The sequence below is a fragment of the Candidatus Binataceae bacterium genome (assembly GCA_036495685.1).
In the GTDB taxonomy this organism is placed as follows: domain Bacteria; phylum Desulfobacterota; class Binatia; order Binatales; family Binataceae; genus JAFAHS01.
This window is the reverse complement of the sequence record DASXMJ010000228.1, coordinates 38,236-59,117: the sequence shown is the minus strand read 5'-3', so window position 1 is coordinate 59,117 and position 20,882 is coordinate 38,236. Positions and strand designations below refer to the sequence as shown.

The 20,882-nt window shown below is 59.8% G+C and carries 23 protein-coding genes; 8 read left to right on the top strand and 15 right to left on the bottom strand.

Annotated features, from left to right (window positions below):
• Positions 1-268: 268 nt before the first annotated feature.
• From VGI36_20670 to VGI36_20655, 4 genes are all read left to right on the top strand, one after another.
• The gene (locus VGI36_20670) at positions 269-1,213 is read left to right on the top strand and encodes a hypothetical protein (protein HEY2487565.1); all 945 of its coding nucleotides are present in this window, start codon (positions 269-271) and stop codon (positions 1,211-1,213) included.
• Between the two features lie 240 nt (positions 1,214-1,453).
• A complete protein-coding gene (locus VGI36_20665) occupies positions 1,454-2,257 on the top strand; it encodes a sulfatase-like hydrolase/transferase (protein HEY2487564.1) in 804 nt (267 codons plus the stop codon).
• A gap of 43 nt (positions 2,258-2,300) precedes the next feature.
• Positions 2,301-3,029: a sulfatase-like hydrolase/transferase gene (locus VGI36_20660; protein ID HEY2487563.1), complete on the top strand. Its 729-nt coding sequence runs from the start codon at positions 2,301-2,303 to the stop codon at positions 3,027-3,029.
• 351 nt (positions 3,030-3,380) lie between these two features.
• Positions 3,381-3,872 (top strand): hypothetical protein, encoded by a 492-nt coding sequence (locus VGI36_20655; GenBank protein HEY2487562.1) that lies wholly within the window; start codon positions 3,381-3,383, stop codon positions 3,870-3,872.
• A 13-nt stretch (positions 3,873-3,885) separates the two neighbouring features.
• On the opposite strand, the gene VGI36_20650 is transcribed toward VGI36_20655, so the two are convergent.
• The 3 genes from VGI36_20650 to VGI36_20640 all read right to left on the bottom strand — a co-directional run bounded on the left by VGI36_20650 (position 3,886) and on the right by VGI36_20640 (position 5,981).
• Positions 3,886-4,785, bottom strand: coding sequence for a pyridoxamine 5'-phosphate oxidase family protein (locus VGI36_20650; protein ID HEY2487561.1), 900 nt, complete (start codon positions 4,783-4,785; stop codon positions 3,886-3,888).
• A 78-nt stretch (positions 4,786-4,863) separates the two neighbouring features.
• Positions 4,864-5,292 carry a cupin domain-containing protein gene (locus tag VGI36_20645; protein ID HEY2487560.1) on the bottom strand — a complete coding sequence of 143 codons (429 nt, stop codon included), beginning with the start codon at positions 5,290-5,292 and terminating at the stop codon, positions 4,864-4,866.
• A 389-nt stretch (positions 5,293-5,681) separates the two neighbouring features.
• Positions 5,682-5,981 carry a putative quinol monooxygenase gene (locus tag VGI36_20640; GenBank protein HEY2487559.1) on the bottom strand — a complete coding sequence of 100 codons (300 nt, stop codon included), beginning with the start codon at positions 5,979-5,981 and terminating at the stop codon, positions 5,682-5,684.
• 297 nt (positions 5,982-6,278) lie between these two features.
• Here VGI36_20640 and VGI36_20635 point away from each other — a divergent pair, with 297 nt between their 5' ends.
• Entirely contained in the window at positions 6,279-7,421 is a 1,143-nt protein-coding gene (locus tag VGI36_20635; GenBank protein HEY2487558.1) for an acyl-CoA dehydrogenase family protein, read from the top strand.
• Position 7,422: 1 nt separating this feature from the next.
• Here the strand turns inward: VGI36_20635 and VGI36_20630 are convergent, their stop codons facing one another.
• From VGI36_20630 to VGI36_20605, 6 genes are all read right to left on the bottom strand, one after another.
• Positions 7,423-7,803 (bottom strand): hypothetical protein, encoded by a 381-nt coding sequence (locus VGI36_20630; protein HEY2487557.1) that lies wholly within the window; start codon positions 7,801-7,803, stop codon positions 7,423-7,425.
• Positions 7,796-8,572: an SDR family oxidoreductase gene (locus VGI36_20625; GenBank protein HEY2487556.1), complete on the bottom strand. Its 777-nt coding sequence runs from the start codon at positions 8,570-8,572 to the stop codon at positions 7,796-7,798. The genes VGI36_20630 and VGI36_20625 overlap by 8 nt, the downstream gene beginning before the upstream one ends.
• Complete coding sequence (locus tag VGI36_20620) at positions 8,572-9,513, bottom strand: UDP-glucuronic acid decarboxylase family protein (GenBank protein ID HEY2487555.1); 942 nt, start codon at positions 9,511-9,513, stop codon at positions 8,572-8,574. The genes VGI36_20625 and VGI36_20620 overlap by 1 nt, the downstream gene beginning before the upstream one ends.
• Positions 9,514-9,524: 11 nt before the next feature.
• Positions 9,525-10,706 (bottom strand): DegT/DnrJ/EryC1/StrS aminotransferase family protein, encoded by a 1,182-nt coding sequence (locus VGI36_20615; protein ID HEY2487554.1) that lies wholly within the window; start codon positions 10,704-10,706, stop codon positions 9,525-9,527.
• A 173-nt stretch (positions 10,707-10,879) separates the two neighbouring features.
• Positions 10,880-11,944: a L,D-transpeptidase family protein gene (locus VGI36_20610; GenBank protein HEY2487553.1), complete on the bottom strand. Its 1,065-nt coding sequence runs from the start codon at positions 11,942-11,944 to the stop codon at positions 10,880-10,882.
• Positions 11,945-12,018: 74 nt separating this feature from the next.
• Positions 12,019-14,202, bottom strand: coding sequence for a UvrD-helicase domain-containing protein (locus tag VGI36_20605; GenBank protein HEY2487552.1), 2,184 nt, complete (start codon positions 14,200-14,202; stop codon positions 12,019-12,021).
• A 96-nt stretch (positions 14,203-14,298) separates the two neighbouring features.
• On the opposite strand from VGI36_20605, the gene VGI36_20600 reads away from it, so the two are divergent.
• Together VGI36_20600 and VGI36_20595 are read left to right on the top strand one after the other, a co-directional pair.
• On the top strand, positions 14,299-14,913 hold the full coding sequence (locus VGI36_20600; protein ID HEY2487551.1) for an RlmE family RNA methyltransferase: 615 nt from the start codon (positions 14,299-14,301) through the stop codon (positions 14,911-14,913).
• An 80-nt stretch (positions 14,914-14,993) separates the two neighbouring features.
• The gene (locus VGI36_20595; GenBank protein ID HEY2487550.1) at positions 14,994-15,797 is read left to right on the top strand and encodes a bifunctional nuclease domain-containing protein; all 804 of its coding nucleotides are present in this window, start codon (positions 14,994-14,996) and stop codon (positions 15,795-15,797) included.
• Here the strand turns inward: VGI36_20595 and VGI36_20590 are convergent, their stop codons facing one another.
• Complete coding sequence (locus VGI36_20590) at positions 15,798-16,439, bottom strand: hypothetical protein (protein ID HEY2487549.1); 642 nt, start codon at positions 16,437-16,439, stop codon at positions 15,798-15,800.
• Between the two features lie 195 nt (positions 16,440-16,634).
• On the bottom strand, positions 16,635-18,344 hold the full coding sequence (locus VGI36_20585) for a DUF6178 family protein (protein HEY2487548.1): 1,710 nt from the start codon (positions 18,342-18,344) through the stop codon (positions 16,635-16,637).
• Between the two features lie 148 nt (positions 18,345-18,492).
• On the opposite strand from VGI36_20585, the gene thiD reads away from it, so the two are divergent.
• Positions 18,493-19,308 (top strand): bifunctional hydroxymethylpyrimidine kinase/phosphomethylpyrimidine kinase, encoded by an 816-nt coding sequence (thiD, locus tag VGI36_20580; GenBank protein ID HEY2487547.1) that lies wholly within the window; start codon positions 18,493-18,495, stop codon positions 19,306-19,308.
• A gap of 129 nt (positions 19,309-19,437) precedes the next feature.
• Here the strand turns inward: thiD and nrfD are convergent, their stop codons facing one another.
• The 4 genes from nrfD to VGI36_20560 all read right to left on the bottom strand — a co-directional run bounded on the left by nrfD (position 19,438) and on the right by VGI36_20560 (position 20,863).
• Positions 19,438-20,166, bottom strand: coding sequence for an NrfD/PsrC family molybdoenzyme membrane anchor subunit (gene nrfD, locus VGI36_20575; protein ID HEY2487546.1), 729 nt, complete (start codon positions 20,164-20,166; stop codon positions 19,438-19,440).
• Positions 20,167-20,280: 114 nt separating this feature from the next.
• On the bottom strand, positions 20,281-20,421 hold the full coding sequence (locus VGI36_20570) for a hypothetical protein (GenBank protein ID HEY2487545.1): 141 nt from the start codon (positions 20,419-20,421) through the stop codon (positions 20,281-20,283).
• Positions 20,402-20,596 carry a hypothetical protein gene (locus tag VGI36_20565; protein ID HEY2487544.1) on the bottom strand — a complete coding sequence of 65 codons (195 nt, stop codon included), beginning with the start codon at positions 20,594-20,596 and terminating at the stop codon, positions 20,402-20,404. The genes VGI36_20570 and VGI36_20565 overlap by 20 nt, the downstream gene beginning before the upstream one ends.
• A 21-nt stretch (positions 20,597-20,617) precedes the next feature.
• Positions 20,618-20,863 carry a formate dehydrogenase subunit delta gene (locus VGI36_20560; protein HEY2487543.1) on the bottom strand — a complete coding sequence of 82 codons (246 nt, stop codon included), beginning with the start codon at positions 20,861-20,863 and terminating at the stop codon, positions 20,618-20,620.
• Positions 20,864-20,882: the final 19 nt, after the last annotated feature.

Genomic DNA, 20,882 nt, shown 5'->3' with positions numbered 1-20,882 from the left:
AGCGGGTCGGTTGAGGCAACCGTCGCATTTTGCTTTCGAATCCGACATCGACGCGTATTTCCTCCTGAGGAGTACGTTAACGATGCATGCACCACTCGGAGTACTAGACGCTAGTCTGGAGAAAGACCGCCATCGGACTGGACCCCCCTATGCTGTGCAGCGTCTTTCCAAGGCAAATTTGACCTCTCCACAACGGTTCGCTACATGCGCTTAATGCTCATCTCCTTGACCAGGTTTTCACAATACCCATTAACGGAGCGACCCTTCAGTGACGGTGCCAGCGAAGATTTGTGACGAGATAGTGGGTGCACGGGTCAGCTTAAGTCCATCGCTGGTCCTCGTCGCGTGCTTAGGGCTGTCGGCCTGTGGTCTTAGTGCGCAGCAGAGATCGGCGACCATCACGTTCGGCAATGCACTTGACGATCATGGCCGGCTACTCGTGGAAGAGAGCACCTATATTCGTTCCGAAGTGAAGGCGATGCGCGTGCTTGCAATGAGCCTGCCGAATTCGGAGTCGGCCAGTCTTTTCAATCAGCGTGCATATGACAATCTCGCCGCGGGGGTTGAGCAGCCGAGAATCGAGCGCCTCGTGCAAATCGGTGGAGCAGCTAGCAAGTTCGGCAAATCAGTCGCTCAGGTCGCCGACATAACCTCGTCGACCGCTAGTGAGGAAGTACTCTCCGCCGCAACGCGACAACTTGCATTGACTGCCGGCGCGATCAGCGAGGCGGCGGGAGGAACTTCGATGGGTGGCGCGGCAGCGGTGAACCTCATAACGTTCATTTCTCTGGAGGTGTTTCGGAAGCGGTACCTTACACGCGCCCTTCCGGGTGCCGAGCCGGCGTTCCGGAAGGCGCAAGAAGATCTCGCCGAAGGATTTGATCCAAAAAATCCAGACTCGCTGCTAGCGATATTTGCCGCAGCGACCGCGCAGCTCGCAGCGCTGCTGGAAGCAACCCAGGGTACCGCGGATCGAAGAGGGCTTTCGGCGAGCGATCGCGAGCTCGTCGCGAACGGCTACCGGGTGGTAGCGCGCAATCGAGATCATATCGAGTACGTGACGGCTCGTGGACTGGAATTGATGAATAAGGCGGGAGCAGCCTACAGCGCTCTGATCGCAGCATTTCAGGATGATGAGACTCATCTCGATGCGGTCCAGTCATACTCAACGGCAGTATTCGTAGTGCGACTCGCGTTCCAGAGTCTCAAGTAGGTAAACGAGCGCGCGCGGCCTAGGGCATGCCACCGAGACGGCGGAGTCCGCAAGCGCAGCCAGATCGGACGCGCTGGCTCTGATTGCGGAGCTCAGGTTTGGACGTGATGCCGTGGCCGCCTTCAAAATTGCAATTCAGCCGGTTTAGTGAGATTCTCCGCACGATTCTGAACAGTCAATTGCTGCTGAGGAAAGGCTCAGCCCAACCTCGGCGAGCCCGGCTTGGGTCAGGGGGGGTCTATGAGAACCATCCGCTCCCAAACATGTTCGCTCCTTGTTTGTGTGCTGGTCTGCGCAACAACCGTTTACGCACAGGTCCTTCCGCAACCCGAGCCGCCGTTCAAGGGCAAGATCGGACGAACCGTAAAAGATTCGACTCCCGATTTTCCCAAGGAAGTGGAAGCGCATAAGGGCGCCCCGAACATCCTCCTGATCCTGACCGATGACGTCGGGTTTGGCGCCACTAACACGTTCGGTGGCCCCATCCAGACCCCCACCTTTCAAGGCCTCGCCGACGAGGGGCTTAGATACAACACCTTCCACACGACCGCGCTGTGCTCGCCGACCCGTGCCGCGTTGATTACCGGACGGAACCATCACAGTTGTGCCAGCGGCGTCGTCATTACAGAATTTGCGACGGGCTATCCTGGTTACAACTCTCTGGTACCAAGAAGTTGCGGTTCGGTTGGCGAAGTCCTCAGAGAAAACGGTTACAACACTGCATGGTTCGGCAAGATGCACAACGTGCCGGACTGGATGTCGAGCCAGGCGGGGCCGTTTGACTTGTGGCCTAGTGGGCTGGGCTTTGAGTACTTTTACGGCTTTCTTGGCGGCGACAGCGATCAGTGGCATCCCGCGCTATACGAGAATACGCGACCAATCGAACCTTACTTCGGGAAGCCTGAGTATATTCTCGATGACGATCTCGCCGACAAGGCAATCGCGTGGCTGCAGATGCAACACGCTTTGGCACCTCACAAGCCGTGGTTTCTGTACTACGCCACGGGCACGGCGCACGCACCACACCACGCGCCCAAGGATTGAATCGGCAAGTATAAAGGGCAGTTCGATTCAGGGCTGGGACACGGTGCGCGAAGAAACCCTCACGCGGCAGAAGAAGCTCGGAGTGGTTCCCGCTGACACTCAACTAACCAAGCGTCCCGAACAGATTCCAGCATGGGACTCTCTGTCTCCAGATCAGAAGCGGCTCTATGCGCACATGATGGAGGTATACGCGGGCGCGCTTTCTCACGCGGACAATGAGATCGGGCGGTTGGTCGATGCGGTTCGAGACAGCGGGCAAATCGACAAGACTCTCATTATCTACGGGATGGGCGATAACGGAGCCAGCGCGGAGGGTACTCTTCAAGGCACAACCAACGAAGTCGCCACCGCCGCCAACGGCGTCAAGGAGGATCTGCCGTTTCTACTTTCGATGATAGATCAGTTGGGTGGTCCGACGACGTACAATCACTATCCGGTGGGCTGGGGGCACGCGATGGACGCGCCGATGCAATGGACTAAACAGATTGCTTCGCATTTTGGCGGCACCCGTAATGGACTGGTGATTTCGTGGCCCGGGCACATCAAGGATAAGGGAGGTCTTCGGCCCCAGTTCTGTCACGTCATCGATATCGTGCCGACCATCTACGAAGCCGCAGGAATCAAGCCTCCGGTGATGATGGATGGAACCAAGCAGAAACCGCTGGATGGGGTCAGCCTGGTGTACACATTTGCGAATCGGAACGCTCCGACTCGGCACTCGGTCCAGTATTTTGAGATGTTCGGAAATCGCGCGATCTACAAGGACGGCTGATGGCCAGCACTACGCCATTGCGACTGCCCTGGGTCACGTCCGGATCTGAACCCAACCCGGACGATTTCAAGTGGGAGTTGTAGAATGTCGGTGAAGACTTCAGCCAGGCGAACAATCTTGCTGAAAAGAACCCCGCGAAGCTTAAGGAGCTTCAGGCGGCTTTCGACGTCGAAGCGAAGAAGTACAACGTCTATCCACTCGACTCGAGCTTCGCGGAAGGTGCCGACCCGGCAATTCGTCCCAGCCTAACCAGGGGACGCCAAGAGTTCACCTATTATCCGGGAATGATTCGCATCCCCGAAGGATCCCGCACCGGACTTCAAGAACAAGTCGTGGGCAGTCGCGGCGGAGGTGGCAATTCCGCCCAACGGCGCGAGTGGCGTCCTCGCTACCATGGGCGGCCGCTACGGCGGATGGGGTCTGCTGCTGAACGACAGTAAGCCTGGGTTTGTTTACGCGATGTCCAATCAGCCGCAGGACAAGTACCGGATCGCCTCGGACCAGGCGCTTTCCCCCGGCAATCATGTGGTGCGTTTGACGTTCAAGTACGACGGCGGCGGAATAGGCAAGGGCGCTACCGGGACTCTGTTCGTCGACGAGAATCAGGTTGCGCAGGGTCAGATCGCCCGGACGGTCCCGATCCGCTTCTCTCTCGATGAGACGTTCGACGTCGGAGAAGACACCGGCACCCCGGTCGTTGAGGACTACGTGGACAAGATGCCATACCGCTTCTCCGGGACGCTCAAAAAGTTCGTCGTGGTTTTGGAACCGCAAACGCTGACCGAGGAAGAGCGACAACGGCTGCTGCGCGAGGAAGCAGACGCGGGCGCCGCGATTCAATGAGAATCCCGCCGCCCTACGCTGGATTGAAGCGCGAGTACTGGCGGAAGTTGGCAATCAGCCCGAAGCCGTTTTGGTTCGCGACGATTTCGGCAACTTCAAAGTCGACTATCCGCTCGGCACCCGCAAAGTCACGCGCTCGCTCCGGATTCCAGTCGATGGATGCGCGTCCAGTGAGCTGAAGGGTCCGTCCGCTGTCGAAGTCGATGAACAGCAATCCGGCGCTTGGGTTAATCGCCAGATTGCCAAGGGTGTTGAACATGTGGTTGCCGTTGTAATCAGGAAACGCGATGCGTCTATCGTCGAGTACCTTGACGAACCCCGGGTTTCCTCCCTTGTGGGATGCATCCGCTCCCGCATCGGGGTGTTCGGTCGTGATGAAGAACGTGTCGGCGCGGAGAATCTGATCGCGATCTTGCGAAGAGAGTTCGGTTGAACGCGTTACGTGCACTGGCAGCGCGGCGGAAGAGGCGCGGGTGCCGACCAGAAGTCGCTCCTGTATGTATCGGCGGCAATTTCCATAAACTTGTTCGGCGTGAACATGAATCTCGCTGCCCTTGATCTGTCCGGTGCCGTTGAGTCTGATTCGCCGCGGCGCAAGCAAATCTGGGATGAAGAGGGCGACATCACCTTCTACCCGGAGATTTTCCAACAGCGGGTCGCCCTCAGGTGGGAGTGCACCGATACGCAGGTTGCGATCATCGAGCAGAGATATAAGTCCCGGTTCGCCAGTGACCACTGAAGCCCAGACGCGACCACGGGCATCGATCGTGGCAATCACCACCATCCTACGTGTCGACAGAAAAGCGCGCGCTGCGTCGGGAACGCGGTCGACAATGCCCTCGCCCACCTCGGCGGCATCCTCGGTTACCCCGGCACGTGTCTGAACGGCGATTTCTCCGGAGTGAAATTTCATATATGCAACCTCATCGGCTCGAGATCGGAAGAACCTCCGCGTTCGGGCTCTTTTTCAAGTAGCCCCTTGCTGCTCTGGTCACTTTGCGGGCAGAAATTCCGTCAACTTCTGTCCGTGCGGAGCAATAAAGAACACCAGCAATTTTGCGGGCGCGCTCGTGCTGGCGTTCCTTGACACCATATGACGCTCATGGGGGAGCTCCGACCACATCTGTCCCGCCGAAAAAGTTTGCAAGGGTCGATCGTCCAACTGTGATACCACGCTGCCCTCGAGAACGTAGGCATAGGTGTATCCGGGGTGTTCATGGGGCGGGGTCGTGCCCTCGGGCGGGTAGTCCACGGTGATCACGACCACGTCGGTTCCAGGCTGATCTGCGAGCGGTTGACGCATAAGTTCGTGAACCACACCCGCCGACGCCCCCGGAGGAGCTTGCGCGACTGCTGTGCTCAGGCCGAACGCTAACAGCGCAACTGCAGCGAAGTTGCCCGTCGTGAGCTGACGTCTCATATTGCTACCTCGTTTTCATCCGTGGGTCGTTGGCGGCCACACATTGCGCGGCATTCATGGTCGCACGCGTCTTTCATGCCATCGAGCATCAACAGTAAGGTCTCCGTGGCTTGCGTTCATAGTGAAGTCGACTGGCCTCGCATTGGGAAGCCATTATCGCCTCCAGACTACCCGACCTTGGAAATGGTCCAGGTCGTCCGAGCATCAAAAGAATTCGCCGAAACGCGCGGTTTTTCTGGTGCAAGCCTGCACGGGTGGAACGAACTCGTCGCAAAAGCTCAATCATTGTCACGAAGCCAGCCCAGGGCAAAGAGCGGGACCTACGACGCGGAACCAAAAAAACGAGCGGCGCGATCGCGCCGCTCGTTCATGCGAAATGGTTCGCTACCTTATTTACGATCGAGTTCGTTCAGAACCAGGACCTCCGGACGGCCATCGAGATGCGGTCCGATTCTGCCTCCCATTTCCTTCATGTGCGCGGTCTTGCCGTGCGCATCAAAAGAAGCCTGATCGGCATAAGTCTCGTAAAAATAGAAGACAGTCGGATCCTGCACCGACTTGTGCAGAATGTACGAGAGAGTTCCCGGCTCATTGGCCCTGACCTTAGCGATCATCTCGCGGAACGCGGCCTCGACCTGCGCTTCGCTACCGGCCTTGGCTTTGATTTTTGCCGCAACTGCGATTGCCATTTCTTTCTCCTTCTTCGATGAATGAGCTCGCCTGCGCCAACGGCGTCCTGCTGCTCCTCTGCGGTCTTAGCCAGCGCGGCGAAGATTTTCAATGGGTAACGAGCGGTTGCACGGCCAGCCCTTTGGAGAATTCCGCGGATGCGGATCCAAGAACCGGGATCTGTGCAACTTCGGGAAAGCAGGCTGCGCCTGCCGGGTACCCGCCTGTGTTCTGAAGCCCTTTCCTTGAACGCTCCAGTTGGTTAACACCAATTGCAAGCGGCGGCCATGTTGCGACGCTGCCAAGAGGAAAATGCGATGTTCGGGTTTGAACTGACCGAAGAACAGCGGGAGCTGAAGAGCTTGGCTCACAAGTTCGCGGAGCAGGAGATAATTCCGCACGCCCGCGAATACGATGAAAAAGAGATCTTTCCGCGCGACGTTTGCGAGAAAGCTTTTGCTACCGGTCTGATGAATTTTGGTGTTCCCAAGGAACTCGGCGGACTCGGCCTTGGCATTCTGGACACCAGCTTGATTGTCGAGGAGCTGAATTATGGGTGCGCCGGAATCACCAACGCCATTGCCGCCAACGACCTTGCGACTTTGCCACTGCTAGTGGCAGGGAGTTCCGCGCAGCAGCGGACCTACCTGGGTGGGCTCATCGAAAAGCTCTCGTTCTGTGCATTTGCAATTACCGAGCCCGGCGCCGGATCGGATGTCGCCTCCATGAGCACCACTTATCGGCGCGAGGGGGACGCGTTTGTGTTGAATGGCACCAAGCACTTCATCTCGAACGGTTCGATGTCCGATTGGATTGTCACCTTTGCTACCGCCGACCGGCGTCTCAAGCATAAGGGAATTTCCTGCTTCGTATTTCCGGCCGCCACCCCCGGAGTTACGCGTCGGCGGATGCACGGGAAACTCGGCCAAAGGGCGGCAGACACCGCGGAAATCTTCTACGAAGATACGCGGATACCCGCAGCCGCGCTGGTTGGCCGCGAAGGAGAGGGCTTCAAGTATGCGATGGCAACGTTTGATCGCAGTCGCCCAGAAATCGGCGCGATCGCGATTGGAATCAGCCAGCGCGCCCTCGACGAGTGTCTCAAATACTCCAAGCAGCGCAACGCGTTTGGCCAGCCGATCGCCAATTTCCAGGCGATCCAATTCATGATGGCGGATATGGCAATCGAGATCGAAGCGATGCGCCTGTTGACCTACAAGGCCGCGTGGCTGGTGGACCAGGGCCAGAGTCCGAATGTTACTTCCAGTTACGCGAAGGCCTTCAGCGCCGACGCGTGCATGAAGATCGCAACGGACGCGGTGCAGATTTTCGGTGGTTACGGCTACATGAAGGAGTATCCGGTCGAAAAGCTGATGCGCGACGCGAAGCTGCTGCAGATTTACGAGGGCACTTCTCAGATTCAGCGCGTGGTAATTGCGCGAAACCTGCTGAGAGATTGAGTCACTCGTCGGAAGGTGGCCGGTCCGGTTTGTGTGGGAGAGGCGGATCCTGCTCCTTGGGCTCGCTGCCGTCGATGGCGCCGAGGTACTCGCCCTTGTGATAAATGTCGATCGTTCCGGTCGTCGGATCGGGAAAGATATTCCAGTCCTGATCGGGGCTCGTGGCGGCGGGTAGTGGCGGGGGCGCCGCTACTACGGGCAGCGGGGCCGGCGGTGGTTCGGGCGGGGGCTGGGTTGAGCAGGCGCAGATCCCAACCGCAAATCCGCCCAGCACGACCATTCGCGGAATCAGGGTCGTCTTGCGCATTTGATTTACCGGACTTTGCAGCTTTAGCCGATCTTCGCGCCCCAGCACAGTCTGCGCAAGTGGACCATCAGGCATCTCCCCGGAACATCGCACCGGCAATCCGGCGCACCAGAGCGCGCGGCGCAAAACGAGTTGATTGGGCCATCAGCGAATTGACAAAGCCGTTGATCCTAAGGGCTTTTCCGCGCTTGGCCGAGTCAATTCCCTGCCGGACCACGGTTGCCGCATCCATGTAGGCGAAGGACGGAACGCCGGAGTCCTCGACCCCTGCGACCTGCTGGAACTCGGTACGCGTGGGCCCGGGGCAAAGGGCGAGAACCGTGACCCCGGTGCCCTGTAACTCGGACGAGAGCGCCTCAGAGAAACTCAAGACAAAGGCTTTGGTAGCGGCATAGGTCGCCATCCAGGGGACCGGCTGGAACGCCGCCGTCGAGGCTACGTTGATGATATGTCCACGTTTAGCAGCAACCATCCCGGGTAGAAACAGTCGCGTGAGCGCGACCAGCGCGCTGACGTTCAGATTTATCTGCTCAATCTCCCGATCGAGGGGGACCTGAGCAAAGTTGCCGTGCGTGCCGAAACCGGCATTGTTTACCAGATAGTCCACCGCGATGCCGGCGCCGGTAACCTGCCGGTGGATTTCGTGAGCAGCGTCGCTACGACCGAGGTTTGAACAGATGATTGTCGCACTCGGCGCGCCGGCCTTCTTCGCTCGTTCGGCGACATCACGCAGGCGATCCTCACGGCGTGCGACCAACACCAGCTTGCACTTCGCGCGAGCAAGTTGCAGCGCGAATTCCTCGCCCAGCCCGCTTGACGCTCCGGTGATAAGAGCGGCTGCCATCAGGTAGCGATCATGCCCAATTCGGTGCGCATATGATCGAGGGTCTTGCGGAGTCCGCTGTTAAGCGGAACGCGAGGCTCCCATGTAAGCAGTTTTCTGGCGAGGGAGATGTCAGGCTTCCGTCGCACTGGATCATCCGGTCGCGCGGGAAGGATCTTGAGCTTGGAAGAACTGCCCGCCAGTTCGATGGCCAGCGAGGCCAGCTCGAGGATGGTCACCTCGTCGGGGTTGCCGATGTTGACCGGCCCAATCTGTTCCTCCTGTTCCATCATCCGTACCAATGCCTCGACCGTATCATCGACATAGGCGAAGGAGCGCGTCTGCCTGCCGTCGCCGTAAACCTCGAGTTCCTGGCCGCGAATCGCGGCCGCGCAGAAGCTGGAGACCACCCTGCCATCGTCAATCGCCATGCGTGGCCCGTAGGTGTTGAAGATTCGAACGATGCGGATGTCGATCTTGTTCTGCCGGTGATAGTCCATCATCAGAGCTTCAGCGACGCGCTTGCCTTCGTCGTAGCAGGCGCGTACGCCGATCGGGTTTACATGTCCCCAGTACGCCTCGGTCTGGGGGTGCTGTTCCGGATCGCCGTAGACCTCGCTGGTGGAAGCGAGCAAGATTCGCGCGTGCACGCGTTTTGCCATGCCGAGCATGTTGATGGTGCCCATGACGCTGGTCTTTATCGTCTTGACCGGGTTGTACTGGTAGTGGACGGGCGACGCGGGACAGGCAAGATGAAAAATGCGATCGACTTCGAGCAGGATGGGCTCGACGATGTCGTGACGCACCAACTCGAAGTTGGGGTGATCGCGCAGGTGCATGACGTTGGCGCGCTTGCCGCTAAAATAGTTGTCGAGACTGACTACTTCATGCCCGTCGCGCAGCAGCCGGTCGCACAAATGGGAGCCGAGGAATCCTGCGCCTCCGGTTACCAATACTCGCACGCTCTTCTCCTTCAGCGCCGGTTTTCGCCGGCGATCGAAAGTACCATCTCGATCACGTACGCCACGTCTTCGTCACTCATCGAGGCGTAGATCGGCAGAGAGAAACACCGGTTGTAAATATCCTCGGCGACCGGGAAATCGCCGTTACGATAGCCGTACGCTCGCTGATAGTAGTGCATGGTGTGCAGCGGAATGCAGTGTACTGAAGTTCCCACCCCGCGCTCGCGCAACAGCTCTACGAACTGGCCCCGCCCGATGCGCAGCAGGTCCGGCTTCATGCGGAGCACATACAGGTGCCACGGGTGTTCTAAACCGGATTCAGCGTAGGGAACCTGAAAGGCGTCGCAGTCGCGAAACGCATCACTGTAGTGTTTGGCGATTTCGCCGCGGCGGTGCATCAGTTGGTCAGCGCGCCTAAGCTGCGCAAGCCCGATCGCGGCGTGAACATCCGAGAGGTTGTACTTGAAACCGAGATCGTGAATTTCGTAGAACCACGAGCCGGTGGTGTCGTAGCGTTTCCACGCATCCTTGTTCATCCCGTGGAGGCTCGCCACGGCGATTTTTTCGGCCAGGGTGTCGTCGGCGGTGGTAATCATACCACCTTCCGCCGAAGTAAAATTCTTGGTCGCGTAGAAGCTGAAGCAAGTGAGGTCGCCAACCGTTCCGATTCGGGTCATCCCGCGACCGTCGAGGTAGCGTGCTGCACCCGCCGCGTGAGCTGCATCTTCAACTATCTTCAGCTCGTACTGCCGCGCGATGGCAAGAAGCCGATCCATATCGCAGGGATGGCCGGCGAAGTGAACCGGGAGGAGGGCGCGCACGCGCCGATGACGTCCTCCCTCGAGGGCTTCCTCCACACGCGCGGGACTGAGGTTGAAGGTTCCCGGGTCAACGTCGACAAACACCGGCTTGATACCAAGGTAGCCCATGACCTCCGCGGTCGCGGTGAAGGTGAACGGGGTGGTTATGACCTCATCGCCTGGCCCCAAGCCGAGCGCCCAAAGCGACAGGTGGAGTGCTCCGGTACAGTGCGCGACGGCGAGCGCGTTGCGGGCGCCGACGTACTTGGCAAATTCTTTTTCGAACTGCTTTGCCTTGGGTCCAGTGGTGATCCAGCCGGAACGCAAGGTCTCGATGACTTCACGTTCCTCTTCGGGGCCCATCGAGGGACGATGGAATGGTATCTGGCGCATGCGGTGCTTTTAGGGGCGAGCGTCAGCGAGCGCTCATCCACACGAAGTTGCCGTGTTCGAGCCGCCCGTTAGAACCGCTCCAGCACGGTAAAGGGCGACTTTGGCGAGTATAAGGATAGGTCAAAACCCGGGCAAGGTGGGTCTGCCGCAAGCTCGTCGAGCTGGGCCTCAAACTACCCGGCGGTCCCGTCCGGAAGCGGCCCCGGCATTATGTAAGTAGGAATGCCAGTTTTCTGCTCGACCGCTTTCTGGAGCTTGGTCATATCCACCTGGTCTTCGAGACCGCGTTGCCTTACTTCCTCGAGCGCATGAGCCCAGGCACCCGGGAAGCGCCCGTAGAGGTCGTCATGCACCTCGACGTAGAGCGCCTCTCCGCGCCATCCAAATTTGATCGGCTGATATACGAATTCGCCCGGGGTCCCGACTTTCACCTTGTGAAACAGCCGATCGATGTCTTCCGGATACAGGCGCACGCATCCGTGGCTTACTTCCATCCCGACACCCCACGGAACGTTAGTGCCGTGCAGGGCGTATTCCGGGAGTGTCAATTCGAGTCGATAGAGGCCAAGCGGATTGTCCGGATCGCCGCCAGGAATCATATGGTCGGCCTCGCCATCGCGCTCCAGGTGCTCCTGGTATATGTCGAGGGGGACCACCCAGGTGGGGTTCTTGGTCTTCCCTTTGACCGTGAAGGCGCCCACCGGTGTCTTCCAGTCGTAACGACCGAGACCAACGGGGAAAGTGTAGACCACGTCCGGACGTACGCTCGATTTAATCGACATCGAGGCTTTGGTCACCTTGCCCTTGCCAAGGACCGGTCCAGTGGGGGACGGATAGTAGTAATAGATCCGCATCTCCGGGATGTTGAGGATGATCCCGACATGGGGAGTGTCGGGCAAAATAAACTCGTCCGGGAGCGTGATGTCTCTGCCGGCCGGCGGCGACCACCAATCGATGTGTCCATTGGCGTTGGAGATCTCCGGCGCGGTCACGCCGAACCATCTTCCGACATCCAGAAGTGTGTCGCCCTTTTCCAGCCGATAGGTGACCAGGTTGCCAATGATGTTGTCGCGGCCCTGGGGAAGTGGGTACGCGTACAGAGGCCGCTTGTTGAACTGATCGTCACTCCATCCCAGCGCGATGCGGGGCAGCGCCCACAGCGCGGCGACGAGCACAAGCGCCGCAATTGACCATCTGAAAACGCGGTAGGGTGAGTACTTCAAGCCGAATAAGGTCATTTCCTGTCGCAGATCCGCTCGCGCCCGCCAACTGAACCAAACGACTTTGCAGCCAAATTGTAGGCCATGCCCGCCTAGTCGGCAATCGGCTTCAGATTCGCGAATCTTAGCACAAGTAACTTCAGGCCAGCGCGATCGAAATCGACCCAGGCCTTAGCGGCATCGCCGCGTCCCTCGCGTCGGCGGACGATCCCGCGGCCAAAGGTGGAGTGCACCACCCGCGCGCCGACTGCCACCACCTCATGGGGTTCTTCACCACCCTCAAGTTGTCCATCGCTGTAGTCGACGTATGGCTCGCGCGCTGCGCCTTCGCGCGAGCTGGTGCGCGGCCCCTCGGGCGCGATTCGGCGAAGCAGGCCGCCATCAATTTCGCCGAGAAATCTGGAGGGCCGCGACTCCTGTCGCACCCCATACAGTTCGCGCGAGAACGTGTTCGAAAGATAGAGGAGGCGGCGGGCGCGGGTCATGCCGACATAGCACAGACGCCTTTCCTCCTCGATTTCGTCGCTGCTGTCTTGCGAGCGGTTGTGCGGGAACAACCCCTCCTCCATCCCGGCGATGAAGACCACGGGGTATTCCAGCCCTTTGGAGGTATGCAGGGTCATGAGCGCGGCGCGGCCTCCTTCGTTGGCTACCTGGTCGGCATCGCTGACCAGTGCGACTCGGTCCAGAAAGTCGGCGAGCCGTCCTGGTTCTCCTTCTGCATCGAAGGCGGCGGCCGCAGCGAGCATTTCGGCAAGGTTCTGTTTGCGGGCCGTCGCATCGGGAAGGCTTTCGAGGTAGGCCTCGAAGCCTGAGTAGCTGACGATGGTACTGATGATCTCTTGCATCGGCATGGTTGCAGCATTGGCCGACAGTTCGCGCATCCACCCATAGAGCGCGCCTGCGGTTTTGGCGATTCGCAGGGCTACCCTGGATTCGGTTTCCAGCCGGCCTAGCGCCTCGAACGACGGGATGCGCTCGCGTGCGGCGATCTCTCCGACCACTTCCAGGGTTTTGGCGCCAATCCCGCGCGGTGGTGTCCCGGCCATCCGTTCGAGGCTAACCGAATCGGCCGGATTTGCGAGCACCCGCAGGTATGCGAGCATGTCTTTAACGTCGCGCTGCTCGTAGAATCGGACGCCACCCACCACGTAGTAGGGAACGCGGCGTCGCACGAGTGCCTCTTCGATCACGCGCGACTGCGCATTGACGCGGTAGAAAACTACGAAATCGGCGGGCTGGAAGGCGCCCGAGGCAACCAGCCGAGCGACTTCGCGCGCGATAAAGTCGGCTTCGTCACGTTCCGTCGTCCCGGTGTAATACACGACTGGTTCGCCGGTCTCGTTCTCGGTCCAGAGGGTTTTCTCCTTGCGTTCGGTGTTGTTGCGAATCACACCTCCGGCGGCAGCGAGAATGACCTTGGTGGAACGGTAGTTCTGCTCAAGCTTGAATATTGTCGCATCGGGAAAATCGTTTTCGAACGCCAGGATGTTGCGGATGTCAGCGCCGCGCCATCCGTAGATCGACTGATCCTCGTCGCCGACCACGCAGAGATTGGCGCTGCCGGCGGATAGTGCACGAACCAGCAGGTATTGAACGTGATTGGTGTCTTGATATTCGTCGACCAGCAGATGGTCTGCGTGCGATTGCCAGCGGGCGAGAACCTCGCGATCCTGCTCGAACAGCATCCAGACCTGCATCTGGAGATCGGCGAAGTCCATGGCGTTTATGGCGCTCATCCGCTCCTGGTAAAGGCGATACAAGGTCGCGATCGCGGTTTCGCGTCCATTTCCGGCGGAGGTTGCCAGCGCGGCCGGCGAAATTGCTTCGTTCTTGGCCTGCTCGATGCGCGCGCGCACCAGTTCGAGCGGCGGAGTATCGGTGAGCGCCGCCTCTTCGATTACGCCACGGAGCACCGTGATCGAATCGCCTTCATCCAAAATCGAGAAGTTGCGTTCGAAGCCCAACGCCTCGCACTCCTGGCGCAAGATTCGAGCGCACATCGAATGGAAGGTGCTGACCCACGGCGGCCGCGCCGCGGGGCCGAGCAAGGTACCAATGCGATCGCGCATTTCAGCGGCGGCCTTATTCGTGAAGGTAACCGCCAGCACGCGTCGGGGATCCGCGTTGCGTTCTCCAAGAAGGTGAGCGATACGATAGGTCAGAACGCGAGTCTTACCTGAACCAGCGCCGGCCAGGATGAGTATCGGACCGTCTGGCGCGAGGACCGCCGCACGCTGCTCGGGGTTCAAATTGTCGAGTCGGGTAGATGACATTACGGAACTCATACGCAACGCCGAGTGCTTAACGATAGCGGTCGGGAGATTGCTGGCCTAGAGCCGCGGGTCACAGCTCTCGGCAGGTAATCCACAATGGCGACCTATCAGCCGCACGACAAATATTATCGCAAGGCGCGCGCGCAGGGGTTGGTCTCGCGCGCTGCGTTCAAAATCGAAGAAATAATTACCCGCTCAAGATTGGTGCGGCGCGACGCGCGAATCGTCGACCTCGGATGCGCGCCAGGCGGATGGCTGGTGATACTCGCCGGCGCGGTGGGCCCCGCGGGCCGGGTAGTCGGCGTTGACCTTACCCGATGCGCAAACCCGCCACCGCCGGCGGTAACTATCGTGGGCGACATCACCGATGTCGAGACGCTCGAGCGCGCGATCGCCGTGCTCGGTGGTCCGGCTGACCTGGTTACCAGCGACCTTGCACCAAAACTGAGCGGAATCACCGTGCGTGACCAAGCACAGTCGGAACGCTTGTTGGCGGCGGCCCGCAATTTTGCAAGGCGAGCGTTGAAACCCGGCGGCGCGTTGGTCGCCAAGGTTTTCATGGGCGGTGATTTCAAACAGATTCTTGAGGACTTCGAGCGCGACTTTGAGCACGTCGAGGTGACCCGCCCGGCCGCGACCCGGCCGGGCTCATCGGAGTTGTACGTCGTCGCACGCGGTTTCAAAAGCAAACGAGACCTGACGCGCAGCTGAAAGTCGCGCCGCTTTCTCCAAAGCTGTTCAAGCCGGCGGTTCCGTTTGGCTTACCTCCCGTGCGCGCGTAGATTCGGGACATGGAGCGCGCGAGTGCACGGCGCCTCTGTTTGCTGATGCTGGCCGCAGTCTGCACCGCGTGCTCGTGTGCCCGCCACAGCGCGTCGCCGCCCGACCCGGCCGCCGAAGTGGGACCTGGCGAAATCGAGGTGAAAGTGGAGTCGGTACACATCGACGATTCCACCCAGGTACATTTCGTAGTGCTCAGCAGCCTCGACCATGAGCATCAACTGCCTATTTTGATCGGTGACCCTGAGGCCGACGCGATTGCACGAGCCCTGCAGGGTGTACAACTCGAGCGCCCGTTTACCCACGATCTGATGAAGGCAATCATCCAGGCGAATGGCGAGCGGGTCGATTGCGTCTCGATCTCGGACCTGCGCGATGAGGTCTACTACGCGACGATTTATATGAATGGTGGAAAAACCAAGATCGACAGCCGTCCCAGCGATGCGATCGCGCTCGCCGCGAATCTCGGCGCGCCCATTTTCGTCGCTTCCAAGTTGTTCGAGAATGAGCCGGCGCCCGCAATCGGTGCCCGCTCGGCGCCGCGCACGGTAACCGCGATGGGAATCACGGTTGAAGAACTTACCCCGGCACTGGCGCAATATTTTCACGCTTCCCGGGGCGTGCTGATAGCGGATCTAGATGCGAGCGCGGCGAAGAACGCGATAGAGCGCGGCGACGTCATTACCCAAGTGGGGCTGCGCGCGGTCGGCAGCCCGGCGGAGTTCGCAAAAGAGGCGAACACCGAACCGGGAAAAACGGTGGTGCTCAGGGTCAGCCACGACGGCGCCGAGCACAACGTCTCGTTTGCTCGCTAATCAGTCCATCAGGTTGGAATTGTCGCACATCTCGTAGTTGTCGCCGCCGTAATAGCGCACGCAGAATTCGGTCAATCGCTGCAGATTGGTCATCACGTCGTGATAGCGGACGCAACCGTGCGCGTAGAGGCTGAGACCGCTGTCCGCGGCTCCGTTCAGCTGTGCCAACTTGGCCGCCAAGTTGGCGCCGAGCGGGAAAGTGAACGGCTCGCCGGGGGGACCTGCTACCATGAAGGGATTACGGATGAGATTGGTCTCGGGACAACGGGTGAACTGTTTGTCGGCCGATTGATCGTCAAAGACAAACTCAACCGTAACCGCCAGCTGTTTGGCTGGGGTTCTGCCCAGATTTTCCACGGTTAGCGAGAATTCCGGAGCCCCGGGCTGGGGGGCGTTGGGAAGCGAATGAACGAACTTGAGCGTATGGATATCAAGCCATGCGCGAACCGTAGCGATGCTGGCGTCGGCGCTTTGCCGGGCCATGCGGGAGGACAGGATGGCGACACGCAAGGCGCCCAGTGAGATCAGCGAGTAGACGGCGGTGAATGCTACCAGCCAAAAATTGAAACTATGCCAGACATGCCTGCGCCGCAGGCGCTCGGTGGGTGATGAGTGGGCGGTCTCGGGAGTCGGCGACGTCATCGATAACCAGCCTCAATGCACGGGTGGCTCGAGGCGGCGTCCCGGTGGCCGGTGCGCTTCATGCTCGTGCTTCACACTTCCGCGTAGGACCTGAATTGTGTTTTAGGTCGCGTTGCAAAACAAGTTCGGTTACGCGGCCTCCCTGAGAAACACTGAAAAAATGCCAGGTGGTGGGGTCAACGGGGCGGCGAAAAGTCACGCGCGGCGAATCAGAACCGACCGCAGGAACCGCGGGTCAATTTCCTTGCCGAGTTCGGCGAAGTCTTCCTCGAGCACGTTCAGACAAGAGTTCACGAAATCCGCGCTGGCCAGGCGAGTAGCATCATCCAGGTGGTCGCGTATGGTTTGCTGAACCGACGCACGGAACGACTCGCTGAGTCTTCCCGGCTTACCGTTGCGTAAAATGATTGCGCCGCGCAGCGCGGAGAGCCGCGATGATTCGATCGGTTCCGGCACCAGGCGGCCATCGAGCGCGTGGCGGGCCAAGGCCGTCAGTAGGATCTGGCTGAGGCGAACTTCACGGGCGGCGACCTCTGCGCGGAAAGCAGCGGAAGCTATATCGATGTCGAGTAAGGTGCCGAACAAGGTCGGCATCGCGTCAACCTGGTCGAGAATTGCGTAGCTCAGGTGCAGATCGCGCATGCTGCGGAAATCGCGCATGGCCACTCCGCCGGTCCCATCGAGCGCTGAATAAAACCGCGGAAACCGTGCCAGAAAGCCTGCAATCGCCTCGCGATAGGGCGAGTCCAAATGGAAAATCTGCCGCACGCTTTGCGGCTTGAGCCCGAGCAGCCCGAGGGTGTGTTCGGTGCGCTTGCGCAGATCGATCGTGAGACTCACACCGAGGCGGAACAGATGCTTTAGGTGGGTGTCGCGAAGATGCTCGATCGCATTGGGCAGATCGCCACCCGCAAGATTTTCCAGGCCGAGATTCAGGTAATGATGGGTAGTTGCGATTGCTTCATGGACCGCGTCCAGGTCACCGAAATCGACCGCCCGTGCCACCAGCACCTGGTTTGAAACCATTGCCATCTCGCTGCGGAGCTGTCGCTTACCTTCCGCCGCAAAGCCCGCCGTCAGGGCGGCGTTGAGCAGCGAATTGTCGCCGTCGGCGATCGCGGGAGCAGCATCGGGAGGAATGACCACTTCGTCGCCGAGCAGATCAGCGCGGCTCGGCTTTTCGTGGCGATCGCGAATCGCCATGAAGTCGCGGGGATTCAGGTAGGCGAATACATCCTGCGCTTCGAAGTAGTCGGGGAATCCACGGTCGCTGAGCCGCGCGCGGCGGAACTGGTAGGCCTGTTCCTCGAGTTCCGCTTCCACTCCCCAATAGACCTCCTCCAGCAGGCCGGCAAAGTACTTGTATTCGCGTTCAAACGCTTCTTCGAGGAAATCGCCGATCGCGGACGTGATGTCATCGTTGCGAATAAACTCGATCAGGTAGTGCTCGTCGAACTGCACGTAACGATTCGAGGGAGGGTCCGCTGACAGCGAGGGGTCTTCGAGGCGATGCACCTTGATGTAGCCGCGCAGGAGCAGCGCGACGATCTCCATGTCTAGTTCCATCAGGGCGTCGGCCATCCGCTTGCGTCCGGCTTCCGCGAGAGACTCGATCCATTCACGCATTCGGCGGAAGTTGGGACGGTCCTTGTTCCAGCAGTCCAGATCGAACAGGGACTTCACCTGCTCGGGGAGAGCGAGGCTCAGCAAATCGCTCGCGTCGGCGGAGCCGATTTCCTTGAGCGTGTAGAACAAAGTCTCGGGCGAGAAGGATTGGACCAGTCGCTCGGCTTCGGGAGCTGAGAGGATCAGGTCGCGCTTCTGCCGGGCCGGAAGACCGTACAGGAATTCCAGCTTTGCCTGGAAAGGCAGATTGAGAAATTCTGATTGATCCCGGCTCGGCATAAAACGCGGGTCCCGGCGACACGCCGCCGTTTCGGATCAATACCTCGCGACCCGCGGATCGCGCAATGCGAGCTTGCGAAAATGCGCGCTTTCGAACGCTTTTCTGGTCGACTAGGTTCTGCTAGCGGCGGGTCACGCAGACGCAGTTATGGTTAACCGTCAAGCCAAGAGCATCGTTCTTACTATCGCGGGGAGCGACCCGGGTGGGGGCGCGGGAATTCAGGCCGACTTGAAGACCTTTGCTGCGCTCGGGGTCTATGGATATTCGGCCATCACCCAGGTTATCGCGCAGAACAGTTCGACGGTGCGAGATATCGAGCGGGTCTCGCCTCGAATGATAGCGCGCCAGGTGGAGTTGCTTGCGCAAGAACGTCGTCCGAATGAGATCAAGATCGGAGCGCTGGGCGACGGCGCGGCGGTGCGCTGTGTCGTGCGAGTGATCGAGAATCTGCGCCTTGAGGCGCCGGTTGTCGATCCGGTCATCGTGTCGAGTGCCGGGGTCAGGCTGCTCGATCGTGCCGGTGAGGCGGCGCTGGTGAAGTATCTGATCCCGCTCGCGAAAGTAGTCACGCCTAATATTGCCGAAGCGCAAGCATTGACCGGAATCCGCATTACCAACGATGAGCAGATGCGTGCTGCGGCGGAGCGCTTAGTCCGGATGGGCGCGCGGGTGGTGGTTATCAAAGGTGGGCACCGCGCGGGTAGCGAGTCATCAGACCTGTTGTTCGATGGCCACCACCTGCGTTGGCTACGCGCGCGGAGAATCGCTGGAACCGCGGCGCATGGGACTGGATGCGCATTTTCGGCGGCGATTGCCGCATACCTGGCGCGCGGGGTTGAGCTGGAAGGGGCGGTGAGCGCGGCCAAGCGCTACGTGACCGAGGCCCTTAAGCAATCCTTTAAGTTTGGACGAGGGCGTTCACTGCTGGAGCATTTTGTTGTTCCCCGAAGGCGCGGGACTTGAATTCCCAGAGCGCGCCCGTCAAGCGCCAAAATCTCGACCCAAAAAGCGCACCCGCTGCTCCGGATGACGAGGTTGAAGTTGACGCCTCAAGGGACCACCTTCCAGCGCCGGGCTATTTAAAGAGTTGCTTCAAGTAGGATCCGGGGTCGCGCGGTGCGGCAGCATCACCAGGTAGTGTCGGGAGAGCAAGGCGCCGGCCAGGACGATAAGGACGATTGCCGCGTCGACGGCTGATGCGCCTTTGGAAAGCGCGCAGAGAACTATGGGCAGTCCAAGGCCGACCACAATGAAACCGGTGTAGTGCAAACCTACCCGCGACGCCGTGCTGTGACTTCCGAGGTCGCTTAGATGGCCTGCCATATCGACGCGACCCAGGATGCGCCGGACCGCAAGGGCGTTGAGCACCAAGAGCCACATCAGGATGAAACGCAAGATACGAGTGGCGCCCAAGTCGCTGGCATTTGAGGCGATCGCAAGCAAGATCGCAGCTCCCATCGATATGCCCGATAGCGCGAAAGCGGCCCCGAGCCAGCGCATGGTACGCCAACCCGGCTGCGCAGTGGTGCTCAACAAGACGCCTTTGTAGGCGGCGACGATGAGCGCCGGAATGAGACCGGCGATCGCAATGATCTGCATCACGGCTGTGGGCAGATTGAGAACCGAGGCTACCAAGGCGAGGAACGCGATGAAAACAAAAGCGCCGATCGTCGACACGCCGACCGACATCGGAGAGCTCAGTTTGAAAACTCGAAGCATGTGATGAAACCGCGCGGGGTCTCCGAGGTCTACGATCAGGCACACCAGACCGGCGAGCATCAACGGAAAAACCGCGTAAAACGCGTGTCCGTACGATCGCATTCATTTCCCCGGGTCGGAGCAGCACGAACAGTGCGGCCAGTGCGAAGGTTGCCGACGCCAGCGAAAGCAGAAAGGTGTCCGCCGTTATCCATCCGTGCCAGGGCGGCGCTTTGGTTAGTACGCCAGATGCAGCGGCGGTTTCAGAACGCCCCCGCGCACGCGCCGAATCTCATCGAGGTCGTCGCGCGATTCGATAAAGCCTTCCGCCAGCCGAAAGCCCGCGACCAATTCCTCATCATGACCCGGCGTGCGCATCGTGAGCGTGAAGCGCCCGCCCGCCGAGCCGGATTTCCAGCGGCTCCTCGACTGCGAGCCGCTCGTCAGCTTCCACAAACCGGCCGCGGCTGAACTCGCGCGCCGGATGCCGGCGGATGCTGTCGGCGTCCGCGATGCCCCGCGCTAGCGGATTTTCACGTTCATGTTCGCGCATCGTGATAGCTGCCGCACGTATTCACGCAACCGTCTTCGCGGCACTGTCTTGTGCGAGCCGACGGATAGCGTCGCGCGCGATCTCGTTGAGTTCCGATACATCCGCTCCATCGTTAACGCGCGCGATGATCTCGCGGCGCATCCGCGGATCCCAGAAGCTCCGCAGATGCTGTACGGTGGCAGCAACCGCTTCCGCGCGATCGGGATTCGAGCTGCGAAAAAATTCGGCGATCTGGTTCGCCATCGTCACCAGGTGATGAATGTCCATCGCGCGAGGCTGCTCCGAA